Raw genomic sequence first — 26065 nt, 5'->3', positions numbered from 1 at the left:
GCCTGAAAGCAGACGGTCACGCGGGTTACCGTCGGTTCTGTGTTTGCAGCAGAACGTCGCCAGTTGATCCTCGAAATGGTGCGCGCCAACGGAGCTGTCTCGCTCCGGGAGTTGGCCCGCGTCGTCCAGACCTCCGAAGTGACCGTGCGCCGTGACGTGCGGGCGCTGGAGGCAGAAGGGCTCCTCGACCGCCGGCACGGCGGCGCGGTGCTCCCCGGCGGCTTCAGCCGCGAACCCGGTTATCCGCAGAAGACCCACCTGTCCGCGGCGGAGAAGAGCGCCATCGCGGACCTCGCCGCCGGGCTGGTGGAGGAGGGCGACGCGGTGGTGGTCGGCGCCGGCACCACCACCCAGGAGCTGGCCCGCCGGCTGGCCCGGGTGCCCGGGCTGACGGTGGTCACCAACTCGCTGCTGGTCGCCCAGGCGCTGGCGCACGCCAACCGGGTCGAGGTGGTGATGACCGGCGGCACCCTGCGCGGCTCCAACTACGCCCTGGTGGGCAGCGGCGCCGAGCAGTCGCTGCAGGGGCTGCGGGTCACCAAGGCCTTCATCTCCGGCAGCGGGCTGACCGCCGAGCGGGGGCTGTCGACCGCGAACATGCTGTCCGCGAGCGTGGACCGGGCCATGGTGCTGGCGGCCGCCGAGGTCATCGTCCTCGCCGACCACACCAAGCTCGGCGCGGCCGGCATGTTCCAGACCGTCGCCACCGACACCATCACCCGGCTGGTCACCGACGAGCAGGCCACCGCCGACGACGCCACCGCCCGCGAGCTGGACGCGCTCGCCGACTGCGGGGTGCAGATCGACCTGGCGCCGTTCGGGGCCGGGCCGGGCGCCGACGCCCCCGTGCACGGCACCGGCAGCGGCCCGGTGCACCAGACCCAGCCCGGCCCGCTGGGCCGTAGGCCCGTCCCGCCGCCCGGTGGCGCCCCGCTGCCCGGCCAGCGCCGCCCCGGGGCGCACGGCGGCCCGGTCGGCCCCGGCGGCCTGCCGGTCCGGCTGGCCGAGATGGGCCTGCCGCGCGGGCGCTGAGCCCGGCCGTGCCGCGGCGCGCCCAACCGCCCCGGAGGCGCGCGGGCGGGTGACAGGGCAAAAGCGGCCGGTCCGCACCCCCGAAGGGAGTACGGACCGGCCGGAGGATTGACGAGCCCTGCGTCAGTCCTTGATCTCGCACAGCGCGGCGCCGCTGCTGACGCTCGCGCCCACCTCGGCCTTGAGGCCGACGACGGTGCCCGCCTTGTGGGCGTTCAGCGGCTGCTCCATCTTCATCGCCTCCAGGACCACGATCAGCTCGCCCTCGGCGACGACCTGGCCCTCCTCGACGGCGACCTTGACGATGGTGCCCTGCATCGGCGAGGCCAGGGTGTCACCGCTGACGGCCGAACCGGCCTTCTTGGCGCCCACCCGGCGCTTGGCCTTGGCGGCACCCGTCGCCCCGGCGGCCGGGGCCGACGCGACGCCCAGCGAGGACGGCAGCGAGACCTCGATCCGCTTGCCGCCGACCTCGACGACCACGGTCTCCCGGGTCTCCGCCTCCTCGGCCTCGCCGGCGCCGCCGGTGAACGCCGGGATGGTGTTGTCGAACTCGGTCTCGATCCAGCGGGTGTAGATCGTGAACGGCTCGTCGCTGCCGTGCACCTCCGGCGCGAACGCCGGGTCGGTGACGACCGCCTGGTGGAACGGGATGGCGGTGGCCATGCCCTCGACCTTGAACTCGCTCAGCGCACGCCTGGCCCGCTCCAGGGCCTGCTTGCGGTCGCGGCCGGAGACGATCAGCTTGGCCAGCAGCGAGTCCCAGGCGGGGCCGATGACCGAGCCGGACTCCACACCGGAGTCCAGGCGCACGCCCGGGCCGGACGGCGGGGAGAACAGCGTCACGGTGCCGGGCGCGGGCAGGAAGTTGCGGCCCGGGTCCTCGCCGTTGATGCGGAACTCGAAGGAGTGGCCGCGCACCTCGGGGTCGCCGTAGCCGAGCTCCTCGCCGTCGGCGATCCGGAACATCTCGCGGACCAGGTCGATCCCGGTGACCTCCTCGGTGACCGGGTGCTCCACCTGCAGACGGGTGTTGACCTCCAGGAAGGAGATCGTGCCGTCCAGCGCGACCAGGAACTCGCAGGTCCCGGCGCCCTCGTAGCCGGCCTCCTTGAGGATGGCCTTGGAGGCGCGGTACAGCTCGGCGTTCTGCGCCTCGGTCAGGAACGGCGCGGGCGCCTCCTCGACCAGCTTCTGGTGCCGGCGCTGCAGCGAGCAGTCACGGGTGGAGACGACCACCACGTTGCCGTGCTTGTCCGCGAGGCACTGGGTCTCCACGTGCCGCGGGTTGTCCAGGTAGCGCTCCACGAAGCACTCGCCGCGACCGAAGGCGGCGACCGCCTCGCGCACCGCGGACTCGTACAGCTCCGGGATCTCCTCCAGGTTGCGGGCGACCTTGAGGCCGCGACCGCCGCCGCCGAACGCCGCCTTGATGGCGACCGGCAGGCCGTGCTCGCGGGCGAAGGCGACGACCTCGTCGGCGCCCGAGACCGGGTCCGGCGTGCCGGCCACCAGCGGGGCGCCGGCGCGCTGGGCGACGTGCCGGGCGGTGACCTTGTCACCGAGGTCGCGGATGGCCTGCGGCGGCGGACCGATCCAGGTCAGGCCCGCGTCGAGGACGGCCTGGGCGAAGTCGGCGTTCTCCGACAGGAACCCGTAGCCGGGGTGGACGGCGTCGGCCCCGGAGTCCTCGGCGGCCTTGAGCACCTTGGCGATGTCCAGGTAACTGGTGCCGGGGGTGTCACCGCCCAGCGCGTAAGCCTCGTCGGCCGCGCGGACGTGCAGCGCATCCCGGTCCGGCTCGGCATAGACGGCGACGCTGGCGATACCGGCGTCCGAGCAGGCCCTGGCGACGCGGACGGCGATTTCCCCGCGGTTGGCGATGAGCACCTTGCGCACTGTGGCTCCCTTCTTGAACCTCGATGAGTTTATGGATTCCTGGGCGGTACCGGCGAGTAGCCCCGGGTTGTGAACTATCCCACACGCTCGGTGATGGGAATTCCGGCCTCCGCGGCCGGGCCGCGGGCGAGTTCGCAGGTCGCGTCCGGTGCGGTCGGGCGGACGGGGTCGACGGTGGGTGACCGGGCGGCGGCGTGGCGGGTCGGTGGGATGGAACACACCTTCCCCGGCCCGCTCACCCCGCGCCGGTGCCGGCCGTCGCCGGGGCCGCGGGGCGTCGGAGCGCCTCGGCCGTCACGTCGGCGACCGGCTCGACCATGTCCGGCCCGTACGCCTCCGGGTTGACCACCCGCAGGAGCAGCGCGAAGGTGCCGTTGCGGCCGTGCTCGCGGGCCAGGCGGCGGTGGTGCGCGACCAGGTAGCGCACGCCCGCCTGGTTGGCCGTGCCGGTCTGGCCGGAGATCAGGAACACCGGGCGGCCGCCGTCCGGGGTGGCGATCCGGGCCAGCAGGACGTGGGTCCGGTCGGACTCGACGGTGAACTCCCGGCCGCCCACCACCAGCACGTTGCTGCCCGGGCCCGGGCCGGAGGTGATCAGCACACCCGGCAGGCCCCAGGCCAGGTGGGCCGCCATCCGCTCGTTGCTGACCGGACCGCCCAGGCACAGCTCGGTCTTGGCGCCCAGGCCGCGGTGCGCGGCGTCGTGGGCGACCAGTTCGGGCCGGGCGCCGCACTCCTCGACCAGGCCGGCCAGCCACATCAGGGCGTAGGCGTCCCGGCGGGTCACGGTGGTGGCGTGCGAGCCCGTCCCGACGCTGCGGGGCACCACGATCAGGCACTCGCTGCCGGCCGGCAGCCCGAAGAACTCCCGGACCCGCTCGATCTTCCGGCGCCGCCGCACGGCCTGGGCCAGCCAGCCGAGCCCGGCGCTGATGGCACTGGCCACCAAGCCGAGCACCACGTTGAGCACGTTGTCGGTCATCGCCGCGTTCCCTCCCCGTTCGAACGCCGGTCAGCTTAGACGGGCACCGGGCTGATGCGGCAGGTCAGTTGGTCCACGGAGTCACCCGGCCCACGGAATCACTCGGCCCACGGAGTCACTTGGTCCACAGATCCGTGATGCGGACGTCCAGGTCGGCGAGCAGCCGGCGCAGCAGCGGCAGGGACAGGCCGATGACGTTGCCCGGGTCGCCGTCGATGCCGTCGATGAACGGCGCCGAGCGGCCGTCCAGGGTGAACGCCCCGGCCACGTACAGGGGTTCGCCGGAGGCGACGTAGGCGGCCACCTCCGCGTCGTCCGGGGTGCCGAAGCGGACGGTGGTGGAGGCGGTCGCCGAGGACTGCCGGCCGGTCGCGGTGTCGATCACGCAGTGGCCGGTGCGGAGCACCCCGGCGCGACCGCGCATGGACTGCCAGCGGGCCAGCGCCTCGGTGGCGTCGGCGGGCTTGCCGAGGGCCAGGCCGTCCAGCTCCAGGACGGAGTCGCAGCCGATCACCAGCTCGTGGTCGGTCAGTTCGGCGGCGACGGCCTTCGCCTTGGCCTCGGCCAGGACGAGGGCGAGCTCGCCGGGGGTGGCGGCGCTGATCGCGTCCTCGTCGACGCCGCTGACCACCACGCGCGGGTCGAGCCCCGCCTGGCGCAGCAGCCCGAGGCGGGCGGGGGAGGCGGAAGCGAGGACGAGGGCGCGCTGGTCGGTCATGCCCACCAGGGTAGGGGGTAGCGGGGTTCAGCCGTTCGGGTGAACGGGTCAGGTGAAGTACCGGCTGACCATGATCAGGACGGCGCCCACCAGCACGATCGCGGCGAGCACCTTGCCGGACCGCTGCATCCGCTGCTGCATGCGACGGGCCTCGGGCGAGGGCCCGTCCTCGGGGTCTGACCAGAGCACCCGTCCAGAGTGCGGTGCGGGTGGGGGCGGGCGCCTGAGTATCCGTACTCAGGTTTCGGGCAAAGCGGGCGGGCAGCACGGCGGGTGGGCGCGTTGCGGAGCAGGAAGTCGGACGGGCCGACTTCCTGCTCCGCGCGGTCGACTCAGTGCGCCCAGCCCGAGGTCCGCCAGGCGTTGGCGCCCGGGCGGACGGCGGGGCGGAGCAGCCGGGAGCGGTCGTTCCAGGGGGAGGCCGGGCCGACACCGGCCAGGCGCGCCGCCTCGGCGGCGGCCTGCGCGGCGGCGGCCCGGGCCTGGACCACCGCCAGGACGGTGGCGAGCTCCTCGGGGGTCGGCTGCCCGTGCAGCACGTGGATCGGGGACATGGCTGGTTCTCTCCCGAGTGGGTGGTGCCTACAGGGGGATGTTGCCGTGCTTCTTGGGCGGCAGCACCTCGCGCTTGCCGCGCAGCGCCCGCAGGCCCCGGACGATGTGCCGGCGGGTCTCGCTGGGGGCGATCACCGCGTCGACGTAGCCGCGCTCGGCGGCCAGGTACGGGTTCAGCAGGGTGTCCTCGTAGGAGGCGATCAGCTCGGCCCGCTTCTCCTCGACGGTGCCGGCCGCCTCGGCCTCGGCGATCTCCCGGCGGTGCAGGATGTTGACCGCGCCCTGGGCGCCCATCACCGCGATCTGCGCGGTCGGCCAGGCCAGGTTGAGGTCGGCGCCCAGGTGCTTGGAGCCCATCACGTCGTACGCGCCGCCGAAGGCCTTGCGGGTGATCACGGTGATCAGCGGGACGGTCGCCTCGGCGTAGGCGTAGATCAGCTTGGCGCCGCGGCGGATGATGCCGTCCCACTCCTGCTCGGTGCCGGGCAGGAAGCCGGGCACGTCCACGAAGGTCAGCACCGGGATGTTGAAGGAGTCGCAGGTGCGGATGAACCGCGCGGCCTTCTCGCTGGCGTTGATGTCCAGGCAGCCGGCCAGGTCCATCGGCTGGTTGCCGACGATGCCGACCGGGTGGCCCTCGACCCGGCCGAAGCCGGTGAGGATGTTGCCCGCGTACAGCGGCTGGGTCTCCAGGAACTCGGCGTCGTCGACGATGTGCTCGATCACCTTGCGCATGTCGTACGGCTGGTTCGCCGAGTCCGGCACGATGGCGTCGAGTTCGAGGTCCTCGTCGGTGACCGAGAGGTCCGCCTGCTCCGGGTAGGACGGCGGGTCGCTCAGGTTGTTGGAGGGCAGGTACGACAGCAGGCTCTTGACGTACTCGATCGCCTCCTTCTCGTCCGTGGCCAGGTAGTGGGCGTTGCCGGACTTGGTGTTGTGGGTGCGGGCGCCGCCCAGCTCCTCCATGCCGACGTCCTCGCCGGTCACCGTCTTGATCACGTCCGGGCCGGTGATGAACATGTGCGAGGTCTGGTCGGCCATCACCACGAAGTCGGTGATCGCGGGGGAGTAGACCGCGCCGCCCGCGCAGGGGCCCATGATCAGCGAGATCTGCGGGATGACGCCCGAGGCGTGCACGTTGCGGCGGAAGATCTCGCCGTACAGGCCGAGCGAGACCACGCCCTCCTGGATCCGGGCGCCGCCGGAGTCGTTGATGCCGATGACCGGGCAGCCGGTCTTCAGCGCGAAGTCCATCACCTTGACGATCTTCTCGCCGAAGACCTCGCCGAGCGAACCGCCGAAGACGGTGAAGTCCTGGGCGAAGACGGCGACCTGACGGCCGTCGACGGTGCCGTAGCCGGTCACCACGCCGTCGCCGTACGGGCGGTTCTTCTCCTGGCCGAAGTTGGTCGAGCGGTGCCGGGCGAACTCGTCGAACTCGACGAACGAGTCCTCGTCCAGCAGCTCCAGGACCCGCTCACGGGCCGTCTGCTTGCCCTTGGCGTGCTGCTTCTCCACGGCCTTGGACGAGCCGGAGTGCACCGCCTCGTCCAGCCTGCGCCGCAGGTCGGCCAGCTTCCCGGCGGTGGTGTGGGGGTCGTACGGCGCCTCGGTCATCCGGTGGCTCTCCCTGATCATGGGCCGCGACCTGTTCGATCGCGCGGGCCGGGATCGGGGGCTCGCGCACGAGGGCAGGGCGGCGCTGCGAACTACCGCTGCGTAGCGTAACCAGCGCGCCGGGCGATGCGGCATGTCCTGGCGTTATGGCCATCGACACAGTGTGTCAACGAGCGTTCTGCGGGACGATGAGGCGGAGTGCGGCCTCTAGTCTGCTCAGCATGACCGCACCCGAGACCCCCCGCCGCAGTGGACTGCGCGGCTTCGGCCGTACCGGACCGTCCCCCTGGACCGACCTGGACCGGCCGCCGCTGGACCAGGAGGCGCTGCGCCGCGACCTGGTCGTCCCGGGCGGGCTCTGGACCTCGCTGGACGTCGTCGCCGAGACCGGCTCGACCAACAGCGACCTCGCCGCGCTGGCCCGCTCCGGCGCCCCGCAGGGCGCGGTGCTGGTCGCCGAGGCGCAGAGCGCCGCGCGCGGCCGGCTGGACCGGCAGTGGACCGCCCCGGCGCGCTCCGGACTGTTCCTGTCCTTCCTGCTGCGCCCCGAGGAGGTGCCGGTCGAGCGGTACGGCTGGCTGCCGATCCTGGTCGGCGTGGCCGCCGCCAGCACCCTCGACCGGGTGGCCGGGGTCGAGGTCGGGCTGAAGTGGCCCAACGACCTGCAGACCGAGATCGACGGAGCGGAGCGCAAGCTCGGCGGCATCCTCACCGAGCTGAGCGGCGGCGCGGTGGTGGTCGGCATGGGCCTCAACGTCTCGCTGCGCACCGCGGAACTGCCCGTCCCCACCGCCGCCTCGCTCGCGCTGGCGGGCGCCGCCACCACCGACCGCTCGGTCCTGCTGCGCGCCCTGCTGCGCGAGTTCGCCGGGCTCTACCGGGAGTGGACGGCGGCCGCGGGGGATCCGCACGCCAGTGACCTGCTGCGTGCGTACGCGGACCGCTGCAGCACCTTGGGCCGTCAGGTGAAGGTGCACCTGCCGGGCGACCGCGAGCTGGTCGGCGAGGCGGTGGCGATCGACGGGGACGGCCGGCTGGTGGTCCGCACCGCCGACGGCGCACGCCGGGCGGTCGGCGCGGGGGACGTGGTCCACGTCCGCCCCGAACCGCGCCCCGAACCGCGCTGAACGGCAGTCTTCACCTCTCCTTGACCCGGGCGGATGCTCCGGATCACGTGATTCCGTGCGAACATTCCACCTGGCAGCGGTGTGAGGCGCGCCACTGTCCGCACGGGTGGCGGGCGGGGTGCCGGGACAGGTAGGAAACGAGGCAAGTGCGGCAACCGCACGGGGACGGACCGGTGGCAGAGGACGGCAACAGCGGGGCGGCGGGCAGCCACGACCCCACGGTCGCGCTCGAACTGGAACGCCTGATCCTGGACGCACCACGCCGCTACACCCCGTACCAGGCCGCGCGCGCCGCCGACGTCCCGATGGAGCTGGCCACCCGCTTCTGGCGGGCCATGGGCTTCCCCGACATCGGCCAGTCCCGGGCACTCACCGACGGCGACGTGATCGCGCTGCGGCGGCTGGCCGGCCTGGTCGAGTCCGGGCTGCTCAGCGAGTCGATGGCGATCCAGGTGGCCCGCTCCACCGGCCAGACCACGGCCCGGCTGGCCGGCTGGCAGATGGACACCTTCCTGGAGAACCTCACCCAGGCCGTCGAGCCCGGACTGACCCGCGCCGATGTCGCGTACCCGCTGGTCGAGCTGCTGCTGCCGGAGCTGGAGCAGTTCCTGGTGTACGTCTGGCGGCGCCAGCTGGCCGCCGTCACCGGCCGGGTCGTGCAGGCCGCCGAGGACCACGAGATCACCAGCGGCCGGCTCGCGGTGGGCTTCGCGGACCTGGTCGGCTTCACCCGGCTGTCCCGGCGGCTGGAGGAGGAGGAGCTCGGCGAACTGGTCGAGACCTTCGAGAACACCTGCTCCGACCTGATCGCCGGGCAGGGCGGCCGGGTGATCAAGACCCTCGGCGACGAGATCCTCTACGTCTCCGAGGACCCGGCCACCGCCGCCGAGATCGCGCTCAGCCTGATCGACGCCCTCGCCGAGGACGAGACCATCCCGGCGCTGCGGGTCGGCATGGCTTTCGGCACGGTCACCCAGCGGATGGGCGACGTGTTCGGCACCACCGTGAACCTGGCCAGCCGGCTCACCTCGATCGCGCCCAAGGACGCGGTGCTGATCGACGGGGAGTTCGCCGCCGCCCTGGAGCAGAACGGCAGCGTCGCCGCCGCCGACTCGGAGGGGCCCGGCCTGGCGGAGGCGCTGTCGGTGGCGGCCGGGATGCCCGCCTCCGGGCTGCCGGTGCCGGGGCCGGACGCGGGGGCGCGGTTCCACCTCCAGCCGATGTGGCGGCGGCCGGTGCGGGGGCTGGGGCTGGTGGAGCCGTGGCTGCTGACCCGGCGGATGAAGGCGGAGTAGGGCCTCCGGCCGGGGGTATCGCTCCCTGGTGGTGCTCCGGGCTGTGCTCGCGGTGGCGTTTCGGGGTGGCGGTTTCGGGGTGGCCGAACGGTTGAAGGTCGTACGGTCGCTTGTGGGGATGTCTGGGCAAACGGGGCAAAACCGAACGAAATCGCCATAGTCTTGGTGCAAGCGGCCGACTGGTACGGCCGACCGGTGGGGGTCCGGCAGGACCTGGCACAGGGAGCGAGGCGAGCCGGTGAGCAGTGAGGCGATCATGACGGACCGCGGCTGCGACTGCGAGAGCCCGCACCGCGCCGACCCGCTGCCCGACCTGCGGCTGCAATCGGTGGTCGAACTCGCCCAGGACATGGCCGGGGCGCTCACCCCGCTGGAGGCCGTCCGGGCCGCCGCCGCCCGGGCCACCGAGGCCCTCGGCGCGACCATGGCCGCCGTGTCGGTCTGGGACCGCGAATCCGGCCGGCTGCGGGTGCTGGTCAACCACGGCGCGCTCGCGCCCGGCGAGGAGGAGCTCCCGGAGGACGAGTCGTACCCGGTCGCGGACTTCCCGGAGATCGTCACCTACCTGGAGGAGCGCTGGACCACCGGTCGGCTGCCGCGGGCCTGGCTGCAGACCGCCGAGAATGTCGAGCCGCACGCCGGGCACACGCACCCGACCGCCGGCGCGTACTGCCAGGAACGCGCCGCCGCGCTGCGCCGGCGCGGCCGGGCCTGCTGCGTGGTCGCGCCGATCGTGCTGCACGGGCAGGCCTGGGGTGAGCTCTACCTCGCCCGGTCCGTCGGCCGGCCCACCTTCACCCAGGCCGACGCCGACTACGCGACCCTGCTCGCCGCCCAGATCTCGGCCGGCCTCGCCCAGACCGAGCGCCTTGCCGACCTGCGCCGACTCGCCTTCTCCGACCCGCTCACCGGCCTCGCCAACCGGCGCGCCGTCGACGCCCGGCTGGAGAGCGCGCTGGAGGCCCACAACCGGGACAACACCGTGGTCTCGCTGGTGGTCTGCGACGTCAACGGACTGAAGCGGGTCAACGACCAGCTCGGCCACGAGATGGGCGACCGGCTGCTGGAACGATTCGCCCACCAGCTCTCCCTGGCCGCCGCCAAACTGCCCGGGAGCCTCGCCGCCCGGCTCGGCGGGGACGAGTTCTGCCTGCTCGCCGAAGGGCAGAAGGCCGACGAGGTGGTCGCCGTCGCCGAAGAGCTGTGCGCCCGGGCCCTCGCGCTGTCCGAGGGCGAGGGCGTCGCCTGCGGCGTCGCCTCCACCGGGGACTCCATCGGGCCGGTCACCACCCCCGACCGGCTCTTCCGGCTCGCCGACGCCGCCCAGTACCGGGCCAAGGCCGCCCGCGCCGCCCACCCCGTCGTCGCCGGACGCAGCCACGGCCCCGGCTTCTCGCCCGACCCCACCGTGCTGCTCGCCGACGCCGCCGACCCCCACCACCGCGCCGACGGACGCCGCGGGCCCGGCGGCCGGGCCGGCACCGCCGACCGGCGCCGGTTCCGCGGCGCCGCCCACAGCGCCGACCCCGGGCAGCTGCTCACCGCCGTCCTCTCCGCCCTCGACCGGGCCGCGGCCGCCCGGGCCGTCCACCCGGCCGACACCCTCGGCAAGCTGGCGGTCGTCGCCGAGACCTCCGCCCGGCTGCTCGACGCGGTCGGCTGGTGGGTCTCGTACGTGCCGCCCGGCTCCCAGCTGATGCGCACCGCCCGGCACGCCGTCTACCGGATGACCAGCGGGCCCAGCAGCACGCGGGCCGAGACCCAGCGGGCCCGGATCGAGGCGCCCGACGCGGTGTTCGACCTGCGGCACTATCCGATGACCAGGAGGGCCGTCCGTGGTGGGGCGTTCGCGCTGCGGGCGGGCGCGGCGGGGAACGATCCGGCGGAGGAGGCGATGCTCGTCGTCTCCGGGTACCGGGGGATGGTCGCGGCGGGCGGTCAGAATCCGGCGGGCGGGTGGTTGGTGGAGCTGTTCGCCGACGATGCGACCTTGCCGCTCGGCCAGGTGGCCAGTGCGATGCGGGGGTTGGTGGCGGTGGCGGTGGCGGGGGGTGCCTCGCCTCCGGTGGGGTGAGGGGCCGTGTCACGGGCGGGGCTTACGGGTGCGTTCCGCCATCTGGCCCCAGAAATGCCGCAGCTCCTTGCAGGTCATCCCCTGCCACGGCGCGCGCTTCAGGGTCAGGGCGTAGAACCGGCCCCGGCGCCAGCGGAGCAGGGCCTGCTGCTGGAGGCAGAACATCTCCTGCAGCTCGGCCCGGGGCAGGTCGCCCTTGGGCGGGTACGGACACAGCTCGAACGGGCAGTCGCGCAGGCAGGTGTTGCCGGGTTCGGCGGTGTACGCCATGCCGACCGTCCGCCTCGGCTGGAGGGGTGAGCGGTCCTTCGTCAGGCAGGGCGGCAGCGAGTTGCGGTTGGAGCGGACGAGCCGGTCCTCGATCGCGTCCGGGTCGTCGTTGCGCTCGGTGAGGTTGAGCAGCAGCAGGACGTCGGCCAGTAGTTGCTGCGCCCGGGGGTCCAGGATGGACCAGCCGACCGACGGCGGGATCCACAGGTTGTGCTTGCGGAAGTACTGCGGATCGCCCGAGGCGGAGCCGACCTTCTCCATGGCGCCCTTCTCGTCGATCCAGAGGTACTGCTCGGGGCGGCCGGTCTCCAGGGCCAGGACGGCCAGATCGGCGGCCCGGGCTACGAAGGGGTGGAGCCGCTCGCCGCGGCGGGTCTGGTCCTCGTCGCGGTGGTCGGTGGGCGCGCGCTCGCTGCCGACCAGCCTGAGCCAGCGTTCGACGGCGTCGTGCGGGTCGGTGGCCGGGCGGCGGCCGCGGCGGTCGGCGGACTCCTCGGCGTCCGGCTCGGTCACGGCGGAGCGGTCGGGGCGATCGGGGCGGTCGGGCAGCTCCCAGAGGCAGAGCGCGTGGATCAGGGTGAGCTGGGCGAACCAGTACCGCGACCGGGCCAGCATGGTCTCCGCCTGTTCGATCAGCAGCTCGCGCGTCTCGTCGGTCGCGTTGGGGTGGCGCCGACGGCGGTTGGCCGCGCCCTTGAAGCCCTGGGCGAGGGCGACCTCGAAGGCGAGCGGCAGATCGGCGCGGCCGTTCGGGCAGCTGCCGGGGTCGAGATGCTGGAGCCACAGGCGCAGCCGCTCGGCCGCCTCGTCCCGCCGGTCGGGGCCGACCGAGCCGACGATCATGGGCACGACCGAGGCGCGGATGGCGAACTGCCGCCAGATGCCCTGCCTGGCCTCGTGCGCCGCGTCCGCCTCCATCCTGGCCTTCTGCCGGGTCGGTTCGTCGAGCGCCCTGACGGCATCGTCGCTGGCCTTCTGACCCCACCTCTGCTCGTCTGCCAGCAGCAGGTGGTACTGCTTCACCGGGTCGGAGCCGGTCACGTACGTGCTGCGGCGGAAGAACGTGCGCAGCGCGTCGAAGGCCGCGTCGCCGCCGGCGCCCAGCTCCTGGACGATGGCCAGTCGCAGCGCGTAGGACTTCTCCTTGAACGCGATCTGCAGGAGGGACGTGTAGGCGGGCGGCGGTCCGTCCTCCGGCCACCGAGGGGGGTTGAGGCCTTGCAGCCTGGTGATCTCGCGCATGACCTCGCCGTAGCGGTGGATCAGGCGCTCCCTGGCCTCGTCCAGGCTCCGCTGGTCGCCGGTGGTGACGGCCGACCACCGCTCGCGCAGGAAGTCGGTGATCAGGTCGTGCTTGGAGGCAGTGCCCTTCGGTTTCGCGCCGGGGGCATGGAGGTCGACCTCCAGAGCTGTCGCGTAGAGGTCGAGGGCCTTGGAATCGGTTCGCTGGTTGGCCGCCTTCATGAGCATGTGCGCGATGTTCTCGGTGGCCTTCGTGGTGTCCCGGCAGGCGCGGAGGGCCAGGCTGATCAACAGCTCGCGGCCGAGATCCTCGCTGACGAGCAGCTCCGGGAGGTACTCGCCGAGCTCGTCCAGGAACTCGGATCCGAGGTAGGCCTGGAGGATGCTGTGCGGGAAGAGGACCCGGTCGCCGCGGGCCTCCACCAGGCCCAGCTGTTCGCCTCGGGAGGCGTGGAGGGCGTAGAGGCTCGCGCGGTCCCTCGTGCGGTCGCGGTCCCTCCGGGAGTCCTCCAGGTAGTCCCGCAGCGGGAGGTCGGGCACCAGCTCGCCGAGCCGCTTCAGCAGGGCTTTGGCCGCCTCGCGCAGATTCTCCCGGCCCTTGAAGCGCTTCTTCGGATCGAACAGTTCGGCGTAGTGGACTTCCAGGTGGTCCTGCAGCAGGCCCATGGTGGCCAGTGCCGAGAGCACGTGGATGCTCTCCTCCCGCTGCGTCCTGGTCAGGGCCACGTCCTCGCGCAGATGGCCGCTGATCAGGGCGGACTTCCAGGTGTCCAGCAACCACAGGCGCAGGGTGGAGCGGTCGCGGCTTCGGGTGTTGAGCGGGTTGGAGCTCTTGGCGCTCTTCAGGTGTTCGAGCAGATGGTGCTGGGCCAGCTCCTTGGTGAGCTCCATGTAGAGCGGGGACTCGCTCACCTTGGCCGTCTCGACGATCCAGTCCAGCCGGTGGGTGTCCGGCTCCGGATCGTCCCGGGCCAGGAAGCTGAGGGCGGCCTCTTCGGAGAGGGGTTCCAGATTGATGATCGACGCGTAGGTCTCCTCCAGCGGCGTGTGCGGGCGGGAGGCGATCACGAGCGGCAGGTTCTGCCGCTCGGCGCGGTCGATCGCGCCGCGGATGACGTTGTCCCGGTCCCCTTGCCGACCGCCGCTGGTGAGGGCCTCCTCCAGGCCGTCCGCGACCACGACGGCCCGGCCGTCCTTGCAGAGCTGCCGCCAGACCTTGGCGCTCTGTTCCGAGGAGAGCAGCGCCCCGGGATCGGACTCGTCGGCGAACACCTCCCGCGCCAGCTCGCGGAAGTCCAGGCCCTCCCGGGGGTCGGTCCTGCGGAGTCTGATCGGGACCGGCACCCGCCCCTGCTGGGCGAGCATCTGGGTGAGCTGGATGAGGACGGCGGTCTTCCCCGAACCGACGCCGCCCACCAGGATGTACGGCCGCCGGTTCTGGTGGTCGCCCAGTGACCGGCAGATGACCTGGCACAGCTGCTCACGGCCCACGATCCGTTCGACGGCGATCCCGGCTGGGGACACCAGCTGCTGGGGACGACGCTTGGCCTTGCGCACGATGGGCCGGCGGATCCGCACGTACCGGTAGAAGACGAACAGCGTGGTCGCCAGCGCGACGGACAGCAACGGCCACACGAAGGTCTGGACCGTGCTGCAGGAGGTGCCCGAGTCGTTGCACCGGGTGTCGATGGGGTTCTTGGTGCCGGCCACGACGTGGTAGGCGGAAAAGCCGATGAACGCGAGGAACAGTACGGCGGGGAGCGCCGTGAGGTACTTCCGGATCGATGGCCAGGTGACCCGGTACCGGACCTGGACGACCTTCCGGCGGAACAGCCACCTGAGCCGGAAGCCGTGTAAGGTCCGCCGGGCCCACCGGTGCAGTCGGCGGGCCGTCTGGTGCAGGCGTACCAGGCGCGGCGCGTTGCGGGGTCTGACCTTGCCCCCCGGGTATCCCTTCCCCCCTGAATGTCGCAGGACGGTCACCATGGGCTATCACGACTCTCCCAAGAGACCCTTCCATCGAATCACCGCGGCGCGCGGATGGACACCCGGCCGCGGCCCGCAGGTGCGGGGGGAGGCGGGACGGCGGAGAATCCGGATGGCGAGCAGCTGTTGTCATATCTTCATTCACCTGATGTGATGGTGTATATGGATATGCACAGTGCTGTGGCCCCCGACGCTCCGCTGGTCCAGGTCGGCAAGGCCGACGTCAGTGCGGAGGACGTACTGGCCGTCGCCCGGGGCAACGCCCGGGTCGAGATCGGCCCCGACGCGCTCGCCGAGATGGCGGCCGCCCGCGCCCGGATCGACGCCCTCGCGGCCGAGCCGCGCCCCGTCTACGGTGTGTCGACCGGCTTCGGCGCCCTCGCCGTCCGGCACATCAGCCCCGAGCTGCGCGCCCAGCTGCAGCGCTCGCTGGTGCGCTCGCACGCCGCGGGCATGGGCCCGGCGGTCGAGCGCGAGGTGGTCCGCGCGCTGATGTTCCTGCGGATGAAGACCCTGGCCTCCGGCCGTACCGGCGTCCGCCCGCTGGTCGCCCAGACCATGGCCGCCCTGCTCAACGCGGGCATCACCCCGGTGGTCCGCGAGTTCGGCTCGCTCGGCTGCTCCGGCGACCTCGCGCCGCTGTCGCACTGCGCCCTGGTGCTGATGGGCGAGGGCACCGCCACCGGCCCGGACGGCGTGGAGAAGCCGGTCGCCGAGCTGCTCGCCGCCGCCGGGATCGAGCCGGTCGAGCTGCTGGAGAAGGAGGGCCTGGCCCTCATCAACGGCACCGACGGCATGCTCGGCATGCTGGTGATGGCCATCGCCGACCTCCAGCGGCTGTTCACCACCGCCGACATCACCGCCGCGATGACCCTGGAAGCGCTGCTCGGCACCGACAAGGTGCTCGCCCCCGAGCTGCACGCCCCGATCCGCCCGCACCCGGGCCAGGCGCTCAGCGCCGCCAACATGCTCGCCGTGCTCAAGGACTCCGGCCTCACCGGCCACCACCAGGACGACGCGCCGCGGGTCCAGGACGCCTACTCGATCCGCTGCGCCCCGCAGGTCGCCGGGGCCGGCCGGGACACCCTGGCGCACGCCCAGCTGGTCGCCTCGCGCGAGCTCGCCGCCTCGGTGGACAACCCGGTGGTGCTGCCGGACGGCCGGGTGGAGTCCAACGGCAACTTCCACGGCGCGCCGGTCGCCTACGTGCTGGACTTCCTCGCCATCGCCGCCGCCGACCTCGGCTCGATCTCCGAGCGCCGCACCGACCGGCTGCTCGACAAGGCCCGCTCGCACGGCCTGCCTGCCTTCCTGGCCGACGACCCGGGCGTGGACTCCGGCCTGATGATCGCCCAGTACACCCAGGCGGCGCTGGTCAGCGAGAACAAGCGGCTCGCCGTCCCGGCCTCGGTCGACTCGATCCCGTCCTCCGCGATGCAGGAGGACCATGTGTCGATGGGCTGGTCGGCCGCCCGCAAGCTGCGCCAGGCCGTCGACAACCTCGGCCGGATCCTCGCCGTCGAGCTGACCGCCTCGGCCCGCGCGCTGGAGATCCGCCAGCAGGCCGACTCGGCCGGTCGGATCGCCCCGGCCACCGCGGCCGCGATGGCCGCCGCCCGCGAGGCGGGGGTCGGCGGCGCGGGCCGGGACCGCTTCCTCTCGCCGGACCTGGAGGCCGCCGCCGCGCTGGTCGCCTCCGGGGACCTGGTGCGGGCGGTGGAGCGGGTCACCGGGCCGCTGGCCTGAGGTGACGGCGGTGCGGGACGGCTGGGGCTCAGTCCCAGTCGTTCCGCGACCGGCGGTCGTTCCGCTCGTCGCGGTCGCGGCGGTTGCCCAGCGCGGCGGCGAAGTTGACCCCGACGATGCCCGCCCAGCAGGCCAGCAGTCCGGCGAAGCCGCCGCTGCTGGGGGTGGCCGCGATCGCGGTCAGCGGAATGCCCAGGGCCAGCGAGACCACCGCCAGCTTGTTGCCGGACCGGTTGGCGGACCAGCCGCGGTGGGGGCGGCCGTGGTGCCGGTCGCGGTGGTGGGACGGCTCGTGGTCGTCCAGCCGTGCGGCCACCGAGCGCTCCACCCGGGCGTCGAGGCGGGCGTCGAGGCGCTTCATGAAGGAGTCGAGGAGCTCGTCCTCGTAGTCCTTGCCCAGCTCCTTGCGGGCCTGAAGGGTGGCGTCGAGGTCGCGCCGCAGTTCGTCCTGGCGAGTGTCCATGGCAGTAGCGTGGGGCCGCCGCGACGCCCGGTCCATCCGTTCGCGGGGGGAATCCGGGCGGGCTCAGGGAGAAATCAGGGTTACCCCGAGGCCGCCGGCGCAGGACGTCCGCTCCTCGGTGTGCTCTGTCCGGGACGGCGTCCGAACCGTGGGACGTCTCAGGAAGCGTCCCGTCGTACGAGACGTCTTTGCCAGCGGCGCCGCACTGCTGCACAGTCGTCGTCCGAACCGCACGCATCCGGAGGTACCAGCTGATGACCGCCACCGACGAGGCCGGCAGCGTCGGCCCCTCCGCCCGGTTGCTCCAGCTGTTCGAGGGGCACCGGCTGACACCCACCCAGCGGCGGATCGCCCACTCGCTCGTCCGGCACGCCAACGAGGCCCCGTTCCTGTCCAGCGTCGAGGTCGCCGAACTCGCCGGGGTCAGCCAGCCCTCCGTCACCCGCTTCGCCGTCGCCCTCGGGTACGACGGCTACCCGGCGCTGCGCAAGCAGCTGCGCGAACTCGGCGTCGGCGAGCCCGCCGCGCCCGAGACCCCGGACGACGCGGTGCGCAACGAGCACCAGCAGGCCGTCCTCGCCGAGATCGCCCACCTGCGCCACCTCGCCGAACTGCTCGCCGACCCCGAACCGATCATCCGGGCCGCCCGGCTGCTCGCCGCCTCCCGCCCGCTGCCGGTGCTCGGCCTGCGGGCCGCCTCGGCGCAGGCCCGCGGCTTCGCGTACTTTGCGGCCAAGGTGCACCCGGACATCCGGCTGCTGGACGAGGGCGGCAGCATGCTCGCCGACCGGCTGGAACAGGCCACCGCGGCGGGTGCCACCGCGCTGCTCTGCTTCGCGCTGCCGCGCTACCCGCGGGAGTTGATGGACGCCCTGGTGGTCGCCCGGGACTGCGGGCTGACCGTGCTCACCGTCGCCGACAGCGTCTTCTCGCCGGTCGCCAAGCTCTCCGACCTGATGCTGCCGGCCGCCGTCGGCACCGGGCTGGTCTTCGACACCGCCTGCGCGCCGATGATGCTCGGCCGGGTGCTGCTGCAGAGCATGTGCGACGAACTCCCGGGCGCGGAGGCCCGGTTGGAGGCGATCGAGCAGTCCGCGGCGGCCCGGGGCCTCTTCTTGGAGTAGGCACGGCTTGGACTGGGCACGGCTTGGACTGGGCGCGGCTTGGAGTGGGCGCGGCTTGGCGGGGGCGCAGCTTCCAACAACGGCTGAAGGACTACTCGTCACGAAGCCGGGCATCCCCTAGTGCAGGGGGTGCCGCCCATGCGCGTGATCCACGAGATGAAGTTCGTCGCCCGCCTGGCCTCGGGTGCCGACGAATGGTCCTGCCCCGCCTGCGGACGCCGCGTCACCCTGCGGCGCCTGCCCGAACCCGAACTGACCGTCCTCGACCCGGGCGACGAGTCCGCCGTCCACGTCGGCGTCATCGAACCCGACGCCCACGCCACCGCGGCCACCGAGAAGTACGGCCTCGGCCCCGTCCAGAACATCCCCCGCCCACCCACCCCGCCCGCCCCGGACGCCGCCGACCGCCGCTGGCTCGCCGAGATCGGCATCGACTGGGACGGCGACGAGGCCGCGTGATTCAGGCGCGGGGGGCGTAGAGCGGGAGATCAGAGGTGTCCAGCTCGGCGGGCAGCGGAGTGGGCAGCGGGACGGGCTCGCCGTACTTGCCGTGCAGGACGCCTCGGTATTCGCCGTCGCGAGGGTGGGTGTAGAGCGTCCAGGTGCCGTCGCGGGGGTCGGTCGCGAGGAGGGCGGCCACGCCGGCGGTGGCGTACCAGTCGGTCTTGGACGCGATGCCTCGGGCTCGCTCCGAGCTGGAGATCACCTCCAGGGCGAAGACGACGTCATGCGGATCGGCGAGCCACTCGTCGTCGCGGCCCCAGTCCTTCGGCAGGACGACCAAGTCGGGGGTCGCATAGTCGTCCTCGTCGTCGGGCATGCAGATCGACGAGACCTCGTAGGCGCGGAGGTCCTTGGGGAGTTGCGGGATGAGCTGGTCACGCAGCTCCTGCACCGTCCCCGCGTGCTTGCCGCGAGGAGTGGGGGACATCATCAGGGTTCCTCCGATGATCTGGACGCGAAGTCCGGTGCTGCGCTCGATCTCCTCCGCCGCATCCCGGAGTCTGCCGGGCCGCACGGTGATGGCCGTCATCGTGTCCTCCGCTCCCTGGCGCTGGGCCGAGTGGCTGGTGTTCGCCGGGTTCAGGCTAGCGCGCCGAGTCGGCGAATGGCGGGGCTGATCGGATTGGTCCAGGTCTGGTCGAAAGCCGGTTGTTTAGTTATATTCAGCCGAGCAGGGCTTGAATGAATTCATCCGCAGGGAGGCCGGGACATGGTGCAGCAGGCGAGCGGGCCGCGCGAGGTGCGTGCGGCGCGCGGGACGGGGCTCACGACGCAGGGGTGGCAGCAGGAGGCTGCCCTGCGGATGCTGATGAACAACCTCGACCCCGAGGTGGCCGAGCACCCGTCGAAGCTGGTGGTGTACGGCGGGACCGGCAAGGCGGCGCGGGACTGGCGCTCCTTCGACGCCATGGTGAAGACGCTGCAGGGGCTCAAGCAGGACGAGACCATGCTGGTCCAGTCCGGGCGGCCGGTCGGCGTCATGCAGACCCACGAGTGGGCGCCGCGCGTGCTGATCGCCAACTCCAACCTGGTCGGCGACTGGGCCAACTGGGAGGAGTTCCGTCGGCTGGAGAGCCTCGGGCTCACCATGTACGGCCAGATGACCGCCGGCTCCTGGATCTACATCGGCACCCAGGGCATCCTCCAGGGCACCTACGAGACCTTCGCCGCCGTCGCCAACAAGCGCTTCAACGGCACCCTTGAGGGCACCATCACCCTCACCGCCGGCCTCGGCGGGATGGGCGGCGCCCAGCCGCTGGCCGTCACCATGAACGGCGGCGTGGCGATCTGTATCGACTGCGACCCGTCCCGCATCTCCCGCCGGATCGAGCACCGCTACCTGGACGTCGAGGCCAAGAACCTCGACCACGCGCTCCAGCTCGCGGTGGAGGCCCGCGACAAGAAGCAGCCGCTCTCCATCGGCCTGCTGGGCAACGCCGCCGAGCTGTTCCCGCAGCTGCTCGCGATGGACGCGCCGATCGACATCGTCACCGACCAGACCAGCGCCCACGACCCGCTGAGCTACCTGCCGGTCGGCGTCGCCTTCGACGACATGGCCGACTACGCGGCCGCCAAGCCCGCCGAGTTCACCACCCGCTCGCGCGAGTCGATGGCCCGGCACGTCGAGGCCATGGTCGGCTTCCTGGACCGCGGCGCCGAGGTCTTCGACTACGGCAACTCGATCCGAGGCGAGGCCCAGCTGGCCGGCTACGACCGCGCCTTCGCCTTCCCCGGCTTCGTCCCGGCGTACATCCGCCCGCTGTTCTGCGAGGGCAAGGGCCCGTTCCGCTGGGCCGCGCTCTCCGGCGACCCGCAGGACATCCACAAGACCGACAAGGCCGTCCTCGACCTCTTTCCGGAGAACGAGTCGCTGGCCCGCTGGATCAAGCTCGCCCAGGAGAAGGTGCACTTCCAGGGCCTGCCCGCGCGGATCTGCTGGCTCGGCTACGGCGAGCGCGACAAGGCCGGCGAGCGCTTCAACGACATGGTCGCCTCCGGCGAGCTGTCCGCGCCGATCGTGATCGGCCGCGACCACCTGGACTGCGGCTCGGTGGCCTCCCCGTACCGCGAGACCGAGGCGATGCTGGACGGCTCCGACGCGATCGCCGACTGGCCGCTGCTCAACGCCATGGTCAACGTGGCCTCCGGCGCCTCCTGGGTGTCCATCCACCATGGCGGCGGCGTCGGCATCGGCCGCTCGATCCACGCCGGCCAGGTCACCGTGGCCGACGGTACGGCGCTGGCGGGCGAGAAGATCCGCCGGGTGCTCACCAACGACCCGGGCATGGGCGTCATCCGGCACGTGGACGCGGGCTACGACCGCGCGACCGAGGTCGCGGATGAGCGTGGGGTGCGCGTTCCCATGGGTGAGCTGTGACGGCTTCGTTCGAAGAGATGTGGGCGGAGCTGCTCCCCGTGGGCCGCTCCGCCGCCTCCGGCGGCTACCGCCGCTTCGCCTGGAACTCCGCCGACGCCGAGTGCCGCGCCTGGTTCGAGCAGCAGGCCCGCGACCGCGGCCTGACGTACGAGCTGGACCGCAACGGCAACCAGTGGGCCTGGCTGGGCGATCCGGTCGCCCCCGGCGCGATCGTCACCGGCTCGCACCTGGACTCCGTCCCGGACGGCGGCGCCTTCGACGGCCCGCTCGGGGTGGTCTCCTCCTTCGCCGCACTGGACGAACTGCGCGGCAGGGGAGCGGAGTTCAGCAAGCCGCTGGCGATCGTCAACTTCGGCGACGAGGAGGGCGCCCGGTTCGGCGTGGCCTGCACCGGCTCCCGGCTGACCGCCGGGGTGCTCTCCCGCGAGGCCGCGTACGAGCTGCGCGACGCCGACGGCCTGCGGCTGCCCGACGCGATGGAGAAGGCCGGCTACGACCCGACCGCGCTCGGCGCGGACGACGACCGGCTCGCCCGGATCGGCGCCTTCGTCGAACTCCACGTCGAGCAGGGCCGCTACCTCGCCGAGGGGCAGCCGGTCGGCGTGGCGGGCGCGATCTGGCCGCACGGCCGCTGGCGCTTCGACTTCCACGGCGAGGCCAACCACGCCGGCACCACCCGGATCGAGGACCGCCGCGACCCGATGCTGACCTACGCCAACACCGTGCTCTCCGCCCGCAAGAAGGCGAAGCTGGCGGGCGCGCTGGCCACCTTCGGCAAGGTCGCGGTGGAGCCCAACGGCACCAACGCGATCGCCTCGCTGGTGCGCGGCTGGCTGGACTCCCGGGCCGCCGACGAGCGGACCCTGACCGAACTCGTCGCCGAGATCGAGCGGGCCGCCGCCGAGCGCGGCGAGCGCGACGGCGTCCGGGTCGAGCTGACCCGCGAGTCGTACACCCCGGTGGTGGACTTCGACGGCCCGCTGCGCGACCGGCTCGCCAAGCTGCTCGACGCCCCGGTGCTGCCCACCGGCGCAGGACACGACGCCGGGATCCTGGCGTCCGCGATCCCGACCGCCATGCTGTTCGTGCGCAACCCCACCGGCGTGTCGCACTCCCCGGCCGAGCACGCCGAGGAGGCCGACTGCCTGGCCGGGGTCACCGCCCTCGCCGACGTACTGGAGGACCTGGCGTGTCAGTGACCCCTTCGGTCAGCTACTGGGCGGAGCACGCCTGGCTGCCCCACCACAACGGGCCGGTGGTCGAGCCGGACGTGCTGATCACCGTCGGTGCGGACGGTCGGATCGCCACCGTGACGCCGGACAGCGGGCCCTGCCCGCCCGGCGCCGTCCGGCTCGACGGACTGCTGCTGCCCGGCCAGGCCAACGCCCACTCGCACGCCTTCCACCGCGCGCTGCGCGGGCACGTCCAGGTCGGCTCCGGGACCTTCTGGACCTGGCGCGACACCATGTACCGGTTCGCCGGCGCGCTCGACCCGGACAGCTACCTGGCGCTCGCCACCGCCGTCTACGCCGAGATGGCGCTCGCCGGGGTCAGCGCCGTCGGCGAGTTCCACTACCTGCACCACGCGCCCGGAGGCGCCCGCTACACCGACCCCAACGCGATGGGCGAGGCGCTGATCGAGGCGGCGGGCCGGGCCGGCATCCGGATCACCCTGCTGGACACCTGCTACCTGTCCTCCGGCTTCGGCGCCGAACCGACCCACCCGCAGCTGCGGTTCAGCGACGGCGACGCCGAGGCCTGGGCCACCCGCGCGGACGCGCTCAAGCCGCGCGAGCACGCCCGGATCGGCGCCGCCATCCACTCCGTCCGGGCCGTCCCGGCCGAGCAGCTCGGCACCGTCGCGCACTGGTCGGCGATGCGCAAGGCACCGCTGCACGTCCACCTGTCCGAGCAGACCGCCGAGAACGACGCCTGCCTCGCCGCGCACGGCGTCACCCCGACCCGGCTGCTCGCCGACCACGGCGCGCTCGGCCCGCGCACCTCGGCCGTGCACGCCACCCACCTCACCGACGAGGACGTCAAGCTCCTGGCGGACTCGGGGACGACCGTCTGCATGTGCCCCACCACCGAGCGGGACCTCGCCGACGGCATCGGCCCGGCCCGCCGGCTGGCCTCGGCGGGCAGCCCGATCTCGCTGGGCAGCGACAGCCACGCGGTGATCGACCCGTGGGAGGAGGCCCGGGCGCTGGAGCTGGACGAGCGGTTGCGGACCCGGACGCGCGGCCACTGGACGGCGAACGCGCTGCTGCGGGCCGGCAGCGAGGACGGCCATGCCTCGCTCGGCTGGCCCGAGGCCGGGCGGATCGAGGCCGGGGCGCTCGCCGACTTCACGGTGATCGCGCTGGACTCGGTACGGACGGCCGGGCCGCCGCCCCGGCTCGGCGCCGAGATCGCCGTGTTCGCGGCCTCGGCGGCGGACGTGCGGCACCTGGTCGTCGGCGGGCGGCACGTCGTCCGGGACGGCGTGCACCAGCTGGTGGCCGACGTGCCGGGGGCGCTGCGCTCGGCGATCGGCGCGCTGGACTACTGAGTCCGGTTCAATTTCCTTAGGAAGGCGTTGTCTTGAGCACCAGGACCACTGTGATCACGGGCATCGGCAGCCTGGTCACCAATGACCCCGGGCAGGGCACCGGGCCGCTCGGCCTGCTGACCGACGCGGCCGTGGTGATCGACGGGGACACCGTCGCCTGGGTCGGCCCGGCCGCCCAGGCCCCGGCGGCGGACGAGCGCTTCGACGCCGAGGGCCGGGCGCTGCTGCCCGGCTTCGTCGACTCGCACGCCCACCTGGTGTTCGCGGGCGACCGCACCGCCGAGTTCAACGCCCGGATGTCCGGGCAGGCGTACACGGCGGGCGGCATCCGGACGACGGTGGCGGCCACCAGGGCCGCTTCGGATGCTGAACTGGACGCCAACCTGGCCGGGTTCGTCCGGGAGGCGCTGCGGCAGGGCACTACCACCATCGAGTGCAAGTCCGGCTACGGGCTGACGGTCGAGGACGAGGCCCGGGCGCTGCGGATCGCGGCTGCCCATACTCCGGAGACGACGTACCTGGGGGCGCACATCGTGGCGCCGGAGTACGCCGAGGACCCGGCGGGGTACGTGGAGCTGGTGACGGGGGAGATGCTGGACGCGTGTGCGCCGCACGCCCGTTGGGTGGACGTGTTCTGCGAGAAGGGCGCCTTCGACGGCGACCAGGCGCGGGCTGTTCTGACGGCGGGGATCGAGAAGGGCCTCACGCCGCGGGTGCACGCCAACCAGCTCACCTACGGGCCGGGCGTACAGCTCGCGGTGGAGCTGGGGGCCGCCTCGGCGGACCACTGCACGCATCTGACCGACGAGGATGTCGCGGCGCTGGCAGGGTCGGCGACGGTCGCGACCCTGCTGCCGGGGGCGGAGTTCTCCACGCGGGCCGAGTACCCGAGCGGGCGCAGGTTGTTGGACGCGGGCGCGGTGGTGGCGCTGTCCACGGACTGCAACCCGGGCTCCAGCTTCACCAGTTCGATGGCATTCTGCATCGCGGTGGCAGTGCGGGAGATGGGGATGACGCCGGACGAGGCGGTGTGGGCCGCCACGGCCGGTGGCGCCCACGCGCTGCGGCGGACGGACGTGGGGACGGTCGCGGCGGGCGCGCGGGCGGACCTGCTGCTGCTGGACGCCCCGTCGCACGTGCACCTGGCCTACCGCCCGGGCGTCCCGCTCACGGCGGCGGTGTGGCGGGCGGGAGTTCGCGAAGTCTGAGCCCGGGGACCGTAAGCGGCCCCCGCGCCCCCGGGGTGGCGGGCGCGGGGGCTTCGCGTTCAGGGAGTGGCGATGAGGTGGTCGAACTCGCCCGCCTTGGCGGCCTGGAGGAAGTCGGCGAACTGGAGAGGCGCGGTGCGTACGATGACATCGCCCTCATCGGACTCGCGAAGTTCGATCACCCCTCCACATGTGCGCACCTCAACGCAGTTGTTGTTCGCCTCGCTGAAGCTGGACTTCTGCCACTCGGTGCTATTCATGCCTGCCGTTCATTTCCTTCATGATCGAGCGAATGTGATCCCGCGACTCGCTCTCTGGGAGCGCGACGGCTTCGAGGCGTTCCAAGATTGCGCGATAGCCCGCCAGCTGGGCGGGTGAGTCGAAGATGTGGGAGCCGTGAGACGAGTCGGCCTGGACCGTGTCCAGCTCTGGCACAGGCCCCTCTGCGTAGAGCAGGTTCTCACTGGGACCGGGGAAGTTGGCTGTCGCAAAGGGCACGACTCGCAACGAGACGCTCGGAAGCTCGGAGTCCCGGACGAGGGAATCGAGCTGTTCCCTGAGTACCGCGGGCCCGCCGTACTGGATGCGCAACGCTGCTTCATGGATGAGTGCGGTATACGGCGTTTCTCCGGACCGGATGATCTGCTGCCTCCGCAGCCGGAATTTCACTCTCCGATCGACCTCTCGCCCGGGGAGAGCGGTGAACCCGGTCGCGATCACCGCAGTCGCATACGAGGTCGTCTGTAGCAGTCCCGGGATGATGCCGATGGTGAAGCTCTTGAGCCTCTTCGCGCGGCCTTCGATCTCTGCGACATCGATCGGGGCCGCCGCGAGCGCCGTTCGGTACTCATCCCACCAGGCCGAGTCCCGCTCCCTGGCCATGACGGCGAGCGCTTCGACCAGGGGCGCATTGGCACACATGCAGGCTTCCGCGATCTCGTGCAGGCGCGCCACGCTGACGGCCGACTTCCCGATCTCCATCTGACTCACCAGGGCGGGAGTCACCCCGAGCAGCCTGGCGAGGTGGCTGCCGCCGAAGCCAGCCTGCTCTCTCATCCTTCGCAATTCAGCGCCGAGGCGTCGCTGACGAAGGGTGGGGATCCGAAGGGCCATGGCGTCCTCTCTGATGATGCGCAGAGGCCAGTGTGCCGCGCCGGTCGCCGGTGGATCCATCCGGGCTCGGCGACGAGTATCCCCCGTGAGGAGGAACCTTCTCCCGCTTCGCTTTAATTAAAGAGTCGATGCGCTATCGTCATTCTCAGCTCGATCCGACGGATCGTCAGTAATGCCTGCAT

The 26065-nt window shown here is 72.5% G+C and carries 21 protein-coding genes and 1 pseudogene; 11 read left to right on the top strand and 11 right to left on the bottom strand.

The features are described from left to right. The first annotated feature begins 75 nt into the window (after positions 1–75). On the top strand, positions 76–1032 hold the full coding sequence (locus ABTY61_RS04645) for a DeoR/GlpR family DNA-binding transcription regulator (RefSeq protein ID WP_502895226.1): 957 nt from the start codon (positions 76–78) through the stop codon (positions 1030–1032). A 123-nt stretch (positions 1033–1155) separates the two neighbouring features. Here ABTY61_RS04645 and ABTY61_RS04640 read toward each other — a convergent pair whose 3' ends face one another. From ABTY61_RS04640 to ABTY61_RS04615, 6 genes are all read right to left on the bottom strand, one after another. Further along, on the bottom strand, positions 1156–2931 hold the full coding sequence (locus tag ABTY61_RS04640) for an acetyl/propionyl/methylcrotonyl-CoA carboxylase subunit alpha (protein ID WP_350503461.1): 1776 nt from the start codon (positions 2929–2931) through the stop codon (positions 1156–1158). 235 nt (positions 2932–3166) lie between these two features. Then, positions 3167–3913: a hypothetical protein gene (locus tag ABTY61_RS04635; RefSeq protein ID WP_350503460.1), complete on the bottom strand. Its 747-nt coding sequence runs from the start codon at positions 3911–3913 to the stop codon at positions 3167–3169. A 115-nt stretch (positions 3914–4028) separates the two neighbouring features. Next, positions 4029–4631, bottom strand: a complete 603-nt coding sequence (locus tag ABTY61_RS04630; RefSeq protein WP_350503459.1) for a nucleoside triphosphate pyrophosphatase — start codon at positions 4629–4631, stop codon at positions 4029–4031. Between the two features lie 48 nt (positions 4632–4679). Next, positions 4680–4820, bottom strand: coding sequence for a morphogenic membrane protein MmpB (gene mmpB, locus ABTY61_RS04625; RefSeq protein WP_350503458.1), 141 nt, complete (start codon positions 4818–4820; stop codon positions 4680–4682). Positions 4821–4963: 143 nt separating this feature from the next. After that, entirely contained in the window at positions 4964–5185 is a 222-nt protein-coding gene (locus ABTY61_RS04620; RefSeq protein WP_350503457.1) for an acyl-CoA carboxylase epsilon subunit, read from the bottom strand. Between the two features lie 28 nt (positions 5186–5213). Further along, on the bottom strand, positions 5214–6824 hold the full coding sequence (locus ABTY61_RS04615; RefSeq protein ID WP_502895216.1) for an acyl-CoA carboxylase subunit beta: 1611 nt from the start codon (positions 6822–6824) through the stop codon (positions 5214–5216). A 200-nt stretch (positions 6825–7024) separates the two neighbouring features. On the opposite strand from ABTY61_RS04615, the gene ABTY61_RS04610 reads away from it, so the two are divergent. From ABTY61_RS04610 to ABTY61_RS04600, 3 genes and pseudogenes are all read left to right on the top strand, one after another. After that, the gene (locus ABTY61_RS04610; RefSeq protein ID WP_350503456.1) at positions 7025–7930 is read left to right on the top strand and encodes a biotin--[acetyl-CoA-carboxylase] ligase; all 906 of its coding nucleotides are present in this window, start codon (positions 7025–7027) and stop codon (positions 7928–7930) included. A gap of 173 nt (positions 7931–8103) precedes the next feature. Beyond that, positions 8104–9225 (top strand): adenylate/guanylate cyclase domain-containing protein, encoded by a 1122-nt coding sequence (locus tag ABTY61_RS04605; protein WP_350503455.1) that lies wholly within the window; start codon positions 8104–8106, stop codon positions 9223–9225. 349 nt (positions 9226–9574) lie between these two features. Then, positions 9575–10705 (top strand): annotated as a pseudogene (locus ABTY61_RS04600) (GGDEF domain-containing protein); the annotation flags it as partial. A 603-nt stretch (positions 10706–11308) separates the two neighbouring features. Here ABTY61_RS04600 and ABTY61_RS04595 read toward each other — a convergent pair. Beyond that, positions 11309–14521 carry an NACHT domain-containing protein gene (locus tag ABTY61_RS04595; RefSeq protein ID WP_350503454.1) on the bottom strand — a complete coding sequence of 1071 codons (3213 nt, stop codon included), beginning with the start codon at positions 14519–14521 and terminating at the stop codon, positions 11309–11311. Between the two features lie 444 nt (positions 14522–14965). Between ABTY61_RS04595 and hutH the strand changes: the two genes are divergently transcribed. Beyond that, positions 14966–16543 (top strand): histidine ammonia-lyase, encoded by a 1578-nt coding sequence (hutH, locus tag ABTY61_RS04590; protein ID WP_502895215.1) that lies wholly within the window; start codon positions 14966–14968, stop codon positions 16541–16543. Between the two features lie 28 nt (positions 16544–16571). On the opposite strand, the gene ABTY61_RS04585 is transcribed toward hutH, so the two are convergent. After that, on the bottom strand, positions 16572–17006 hold the full coding sequence (locus ABTY61_RS04585) for a hypothetical protein (protein ID WP_350503452.1): 435 nt from the start codon (positions 17004–17006) through the stop codon (positions 16572–16574). A 254-nt stretch (positions 17007–17260) separates the two neighbouring features. On the opposite strand from ABTY61_RS04585, the gene ABTY61_RS04580 reads away from it, so the two are divergent. Then, a complete protein-coding gene (locus ABTY61_RS04580; protein WP_350503451.1) occupies positions 17261–18130 on the top strand; it encodes a MurR/RpiR family transcriptional regulator in 870 nt (289 codons plus the stop codon). 138 nt (positions 18131–18268) lie between these two features. Next, a complete protein-coding gene (locus ABTY61_RS04575) occupies positions 18269–18589 on the top strand; it encodes a hypothetical protein (protein ID WP_350503450.1) in 321 nt (106 codons plus the stop codon). Between the two features lies 1 nt (position 18590). On the opposite strand, the gene ABTY61_RS04570 is transcribed toward ABTY61_RS04575, so the two are convergent. Then, positions 18591–19163: a Uma2 family endonuclease gene (locus ABTY61_RS04570; protein WP_350503449.1), complete on the bottom strand. Its 573-nt coding sequence runs from the start codon at positions 19161–19163 to the stop codon at positions 18591–18593. 180 nt (positions 19164–19343) lie between these two features. Here ABTY61_RS04570 and hutU point away from each other — a divergent pair, with 180 nt between their 5' ends. The 4 genes from hutU to hutI are packed head-to-tail and all read left to right on the top strand — an operon-like array spanning position 19344 to position 24770. After that, positions 19344–21011, top strand: a complete 1668-nt coding sequence (gene hutU, locus ABTY61_RS04565; RefSeq protein ID WP_350503448.1) for a urocanate hydratase — start codon at positions 19344–19346, stop codon at positions 21009–21011. A gap of 17 nt (positions 21012–21028) precedes the next feature. Continuing rightward, positions 21029–22210 (top strand): allantoate amidohydrolase, encoded by a 1182-nt coding sequence (locus ABTY61_RS04560; RefSeq protein WP_350503704.1) that lies wholly within the window; start codon positions 21029–21031, stop codon positions 22208–22210. After that, positions 22201–23562 carry a formimidoylglutamate deiminase gene (locus ABTY61_RS04555; RefSeq protein ID WP_350503447.1) on the top strand — a complete coding sequence of 454 codons (1362 nt, stop codon included), beginning with the start codon at positions 22201–22203 and terminating at the stop codon, positions 23560–23562. Before ABTY61_RS04560 ends, ABTY61_RS04555 begins: the two co-directional genes overlap by 10 nt. Before the next feature lie 32 nt (positions 23563–23594). Further along, positions 23595–24770: an imidazolonepropionase gene (gene hutI / locus ABTY61_RS04550; protein WP_350503446.1), complete on the top strand. Its 1176-nt coding sequence runs from the start codon at positions 23595–23597 to the stop codon at positions 24768–24770. Positions 24771–24829: 59 nt separating this feature from the next. On the opposite strand, the gene ABTY61_RS04545 is transcribed toward hutI, so the two are convergent. Both ABTY61_RS04545 and ABTY61_RS04540 read right to left on the bottom strand, forming a co-directional pair. Beyond that, positions 24830–25030 (bottom strand): DUF397 domain-containing protein, encoded by a 201-nt coding sequence (locus ABTY61_RS04545; RefSeq protein WP_350503445.1) that lies wholly within the window; start codon positions 25028–25030, stop codon positions 24830–24832. Further along, positions 25023–25883, bottom strand: a complete 861-nt coding sequence (locus ABTY61_RS04540) for a helix-turn-helix domain-containing protein (RefSeq protein ID WP_350503444.1) — start codon at positions 25881–25883, stop codon at positions 25023–25025. Before ABTY61_RS04540 ends, ABTY61_RS04545 begins: the two co-directional genes overlap by 8 nt. Positions 25884–26065: the final 182 nt, after the last annotated feature.

The sequence above is a fragment of the Kitasatospora sp. NPDC096128 genome (assembly GCF_040303105.1).
Lineage (GTDB): Bacteria > Actinomycetota > Actinomycetes > Streptomycetales > Streptomycetaceae > Kitasatospora.
This window is presented reverse-complemented; position numbering and strand designations above follow the sequence as displayed.

What these genes read in the sequence shown, in the direction of transcription:
- ABTY61_RS04580 (WP_350503451.1), top strand. Translation starts at nt 17,261, where the DNA reads ATGACCGCCACCGACGAGGCCGGCAGCGTCGGCCCCTCCGCCCGGTTG.
- ABTY61_RS04540 (WP_350503444.1), bottom strand. Translation starts at nt 25,883, where the DNA reads ATGGCCCTTCGGATCCCCACCCTTCGTCAGCGACGCCTCGGCGCTGAA.
- ABTY61_RS04645 (WP_502895226.1), top strand. Translation starts at nt 76, where the DNA reads ATGGTGCGCGCCAACGGAGCTGTCTCGCTCCGGGAGTTGGCCCGCGTC.
- ABTY61_RS04630 (WP_350503459.1), bottom strand. Translation starts at nt 4,631, where the DNA reads ATGACCGACCAGCGCGCCCTCGTCCTCGCTTCCGCCTCCCCCGCCCGC.
- ABTY61_RS04635 (WP_350503460.1), bottom strand. Translation starts at nt 3,913, where the DNA reads ATGACCGACAACGTGCTCAACGTGGTGCTCGGCTTGGTGGCCAGTGCC.
- ABTY61_RS04585 (WP_350503452.1), bottom strand. Translation starts at nt 17,006, where the DNA reads ATGGACACTCGCCAGGACGAACTGCGGCGCGACCTCGACGCCACCCTT.
- ABTY61_RS04620 (WP_350503457.1), bottom strand. Translation starts at nt 5,185, where the DNA reads ATGTCCCCGATCCACGTGCTGCACGGGCAGCCGACCCCCGAGGAGCTC.
- ABTY61_RS04545 (WP_350503445.1), bottom strand. Translation starts at nt 25,030, where the DNA reads ATGAATAGCACCGAGTGGCAGAAGTCCAGCTTCAGCGAGGCGAACAAC.
- ABTY61_RS04570 (WP_350503449.1), bottom strand. Translation starts at nt 19,163, where the DNA reads ATGACGGCCATCACCGTGCGGCCCGGCAGACTCCGGGATGCGGCGGAG.
- hutH (WP_502895215.1), top strand. Translation starts at nt 14,966, where the DNA reads ATGCACAGTGCTGTGGCCCCCGACGCTCCGCTGGTCCAGGTCGGCAAG.
- hutU (WP_350503448.1), top strand. Translation starts at nt 19,344, where the DNA reads ATGGTGCAGCAGGCGAGCGGGCCGCGCGAGGTGCGTGCGGCGCGCGGG.
- ABTY61_RS04560 (WP_350503704.1), top strand. Translation starts at nt 21,029, where the DNA reads ATGTGGGCGGAGCTGCTCCCCGTGGGCCGCTCCGCCGCCTCCGGCGGC.
- ABTY61_RS04610 (WP_350503456.1), top strand. Translation starts at nt 7,025, where the DNA reads ATGACCGCACCCGAGACCCCCCGCCGCAGTGGACTGCGCGGCTTCGGC.
- ABTY61_RS04575 (WP_350503450.1), top strand. Translation starts at nt 18,269, where the DNA reads ATGCGCGTGATCCACGAGATGAAGTTCGTCGCCCGCCTGGCCTCGGGT.
- ABTY61_RS04615 (WP_502895216.1), bottom strand. Translation starts at nt 6,824, where the DNA reads ATGATCAGGGAGAGCCACCGGATGACCGAGGCGCCGTACGACCCCCAC.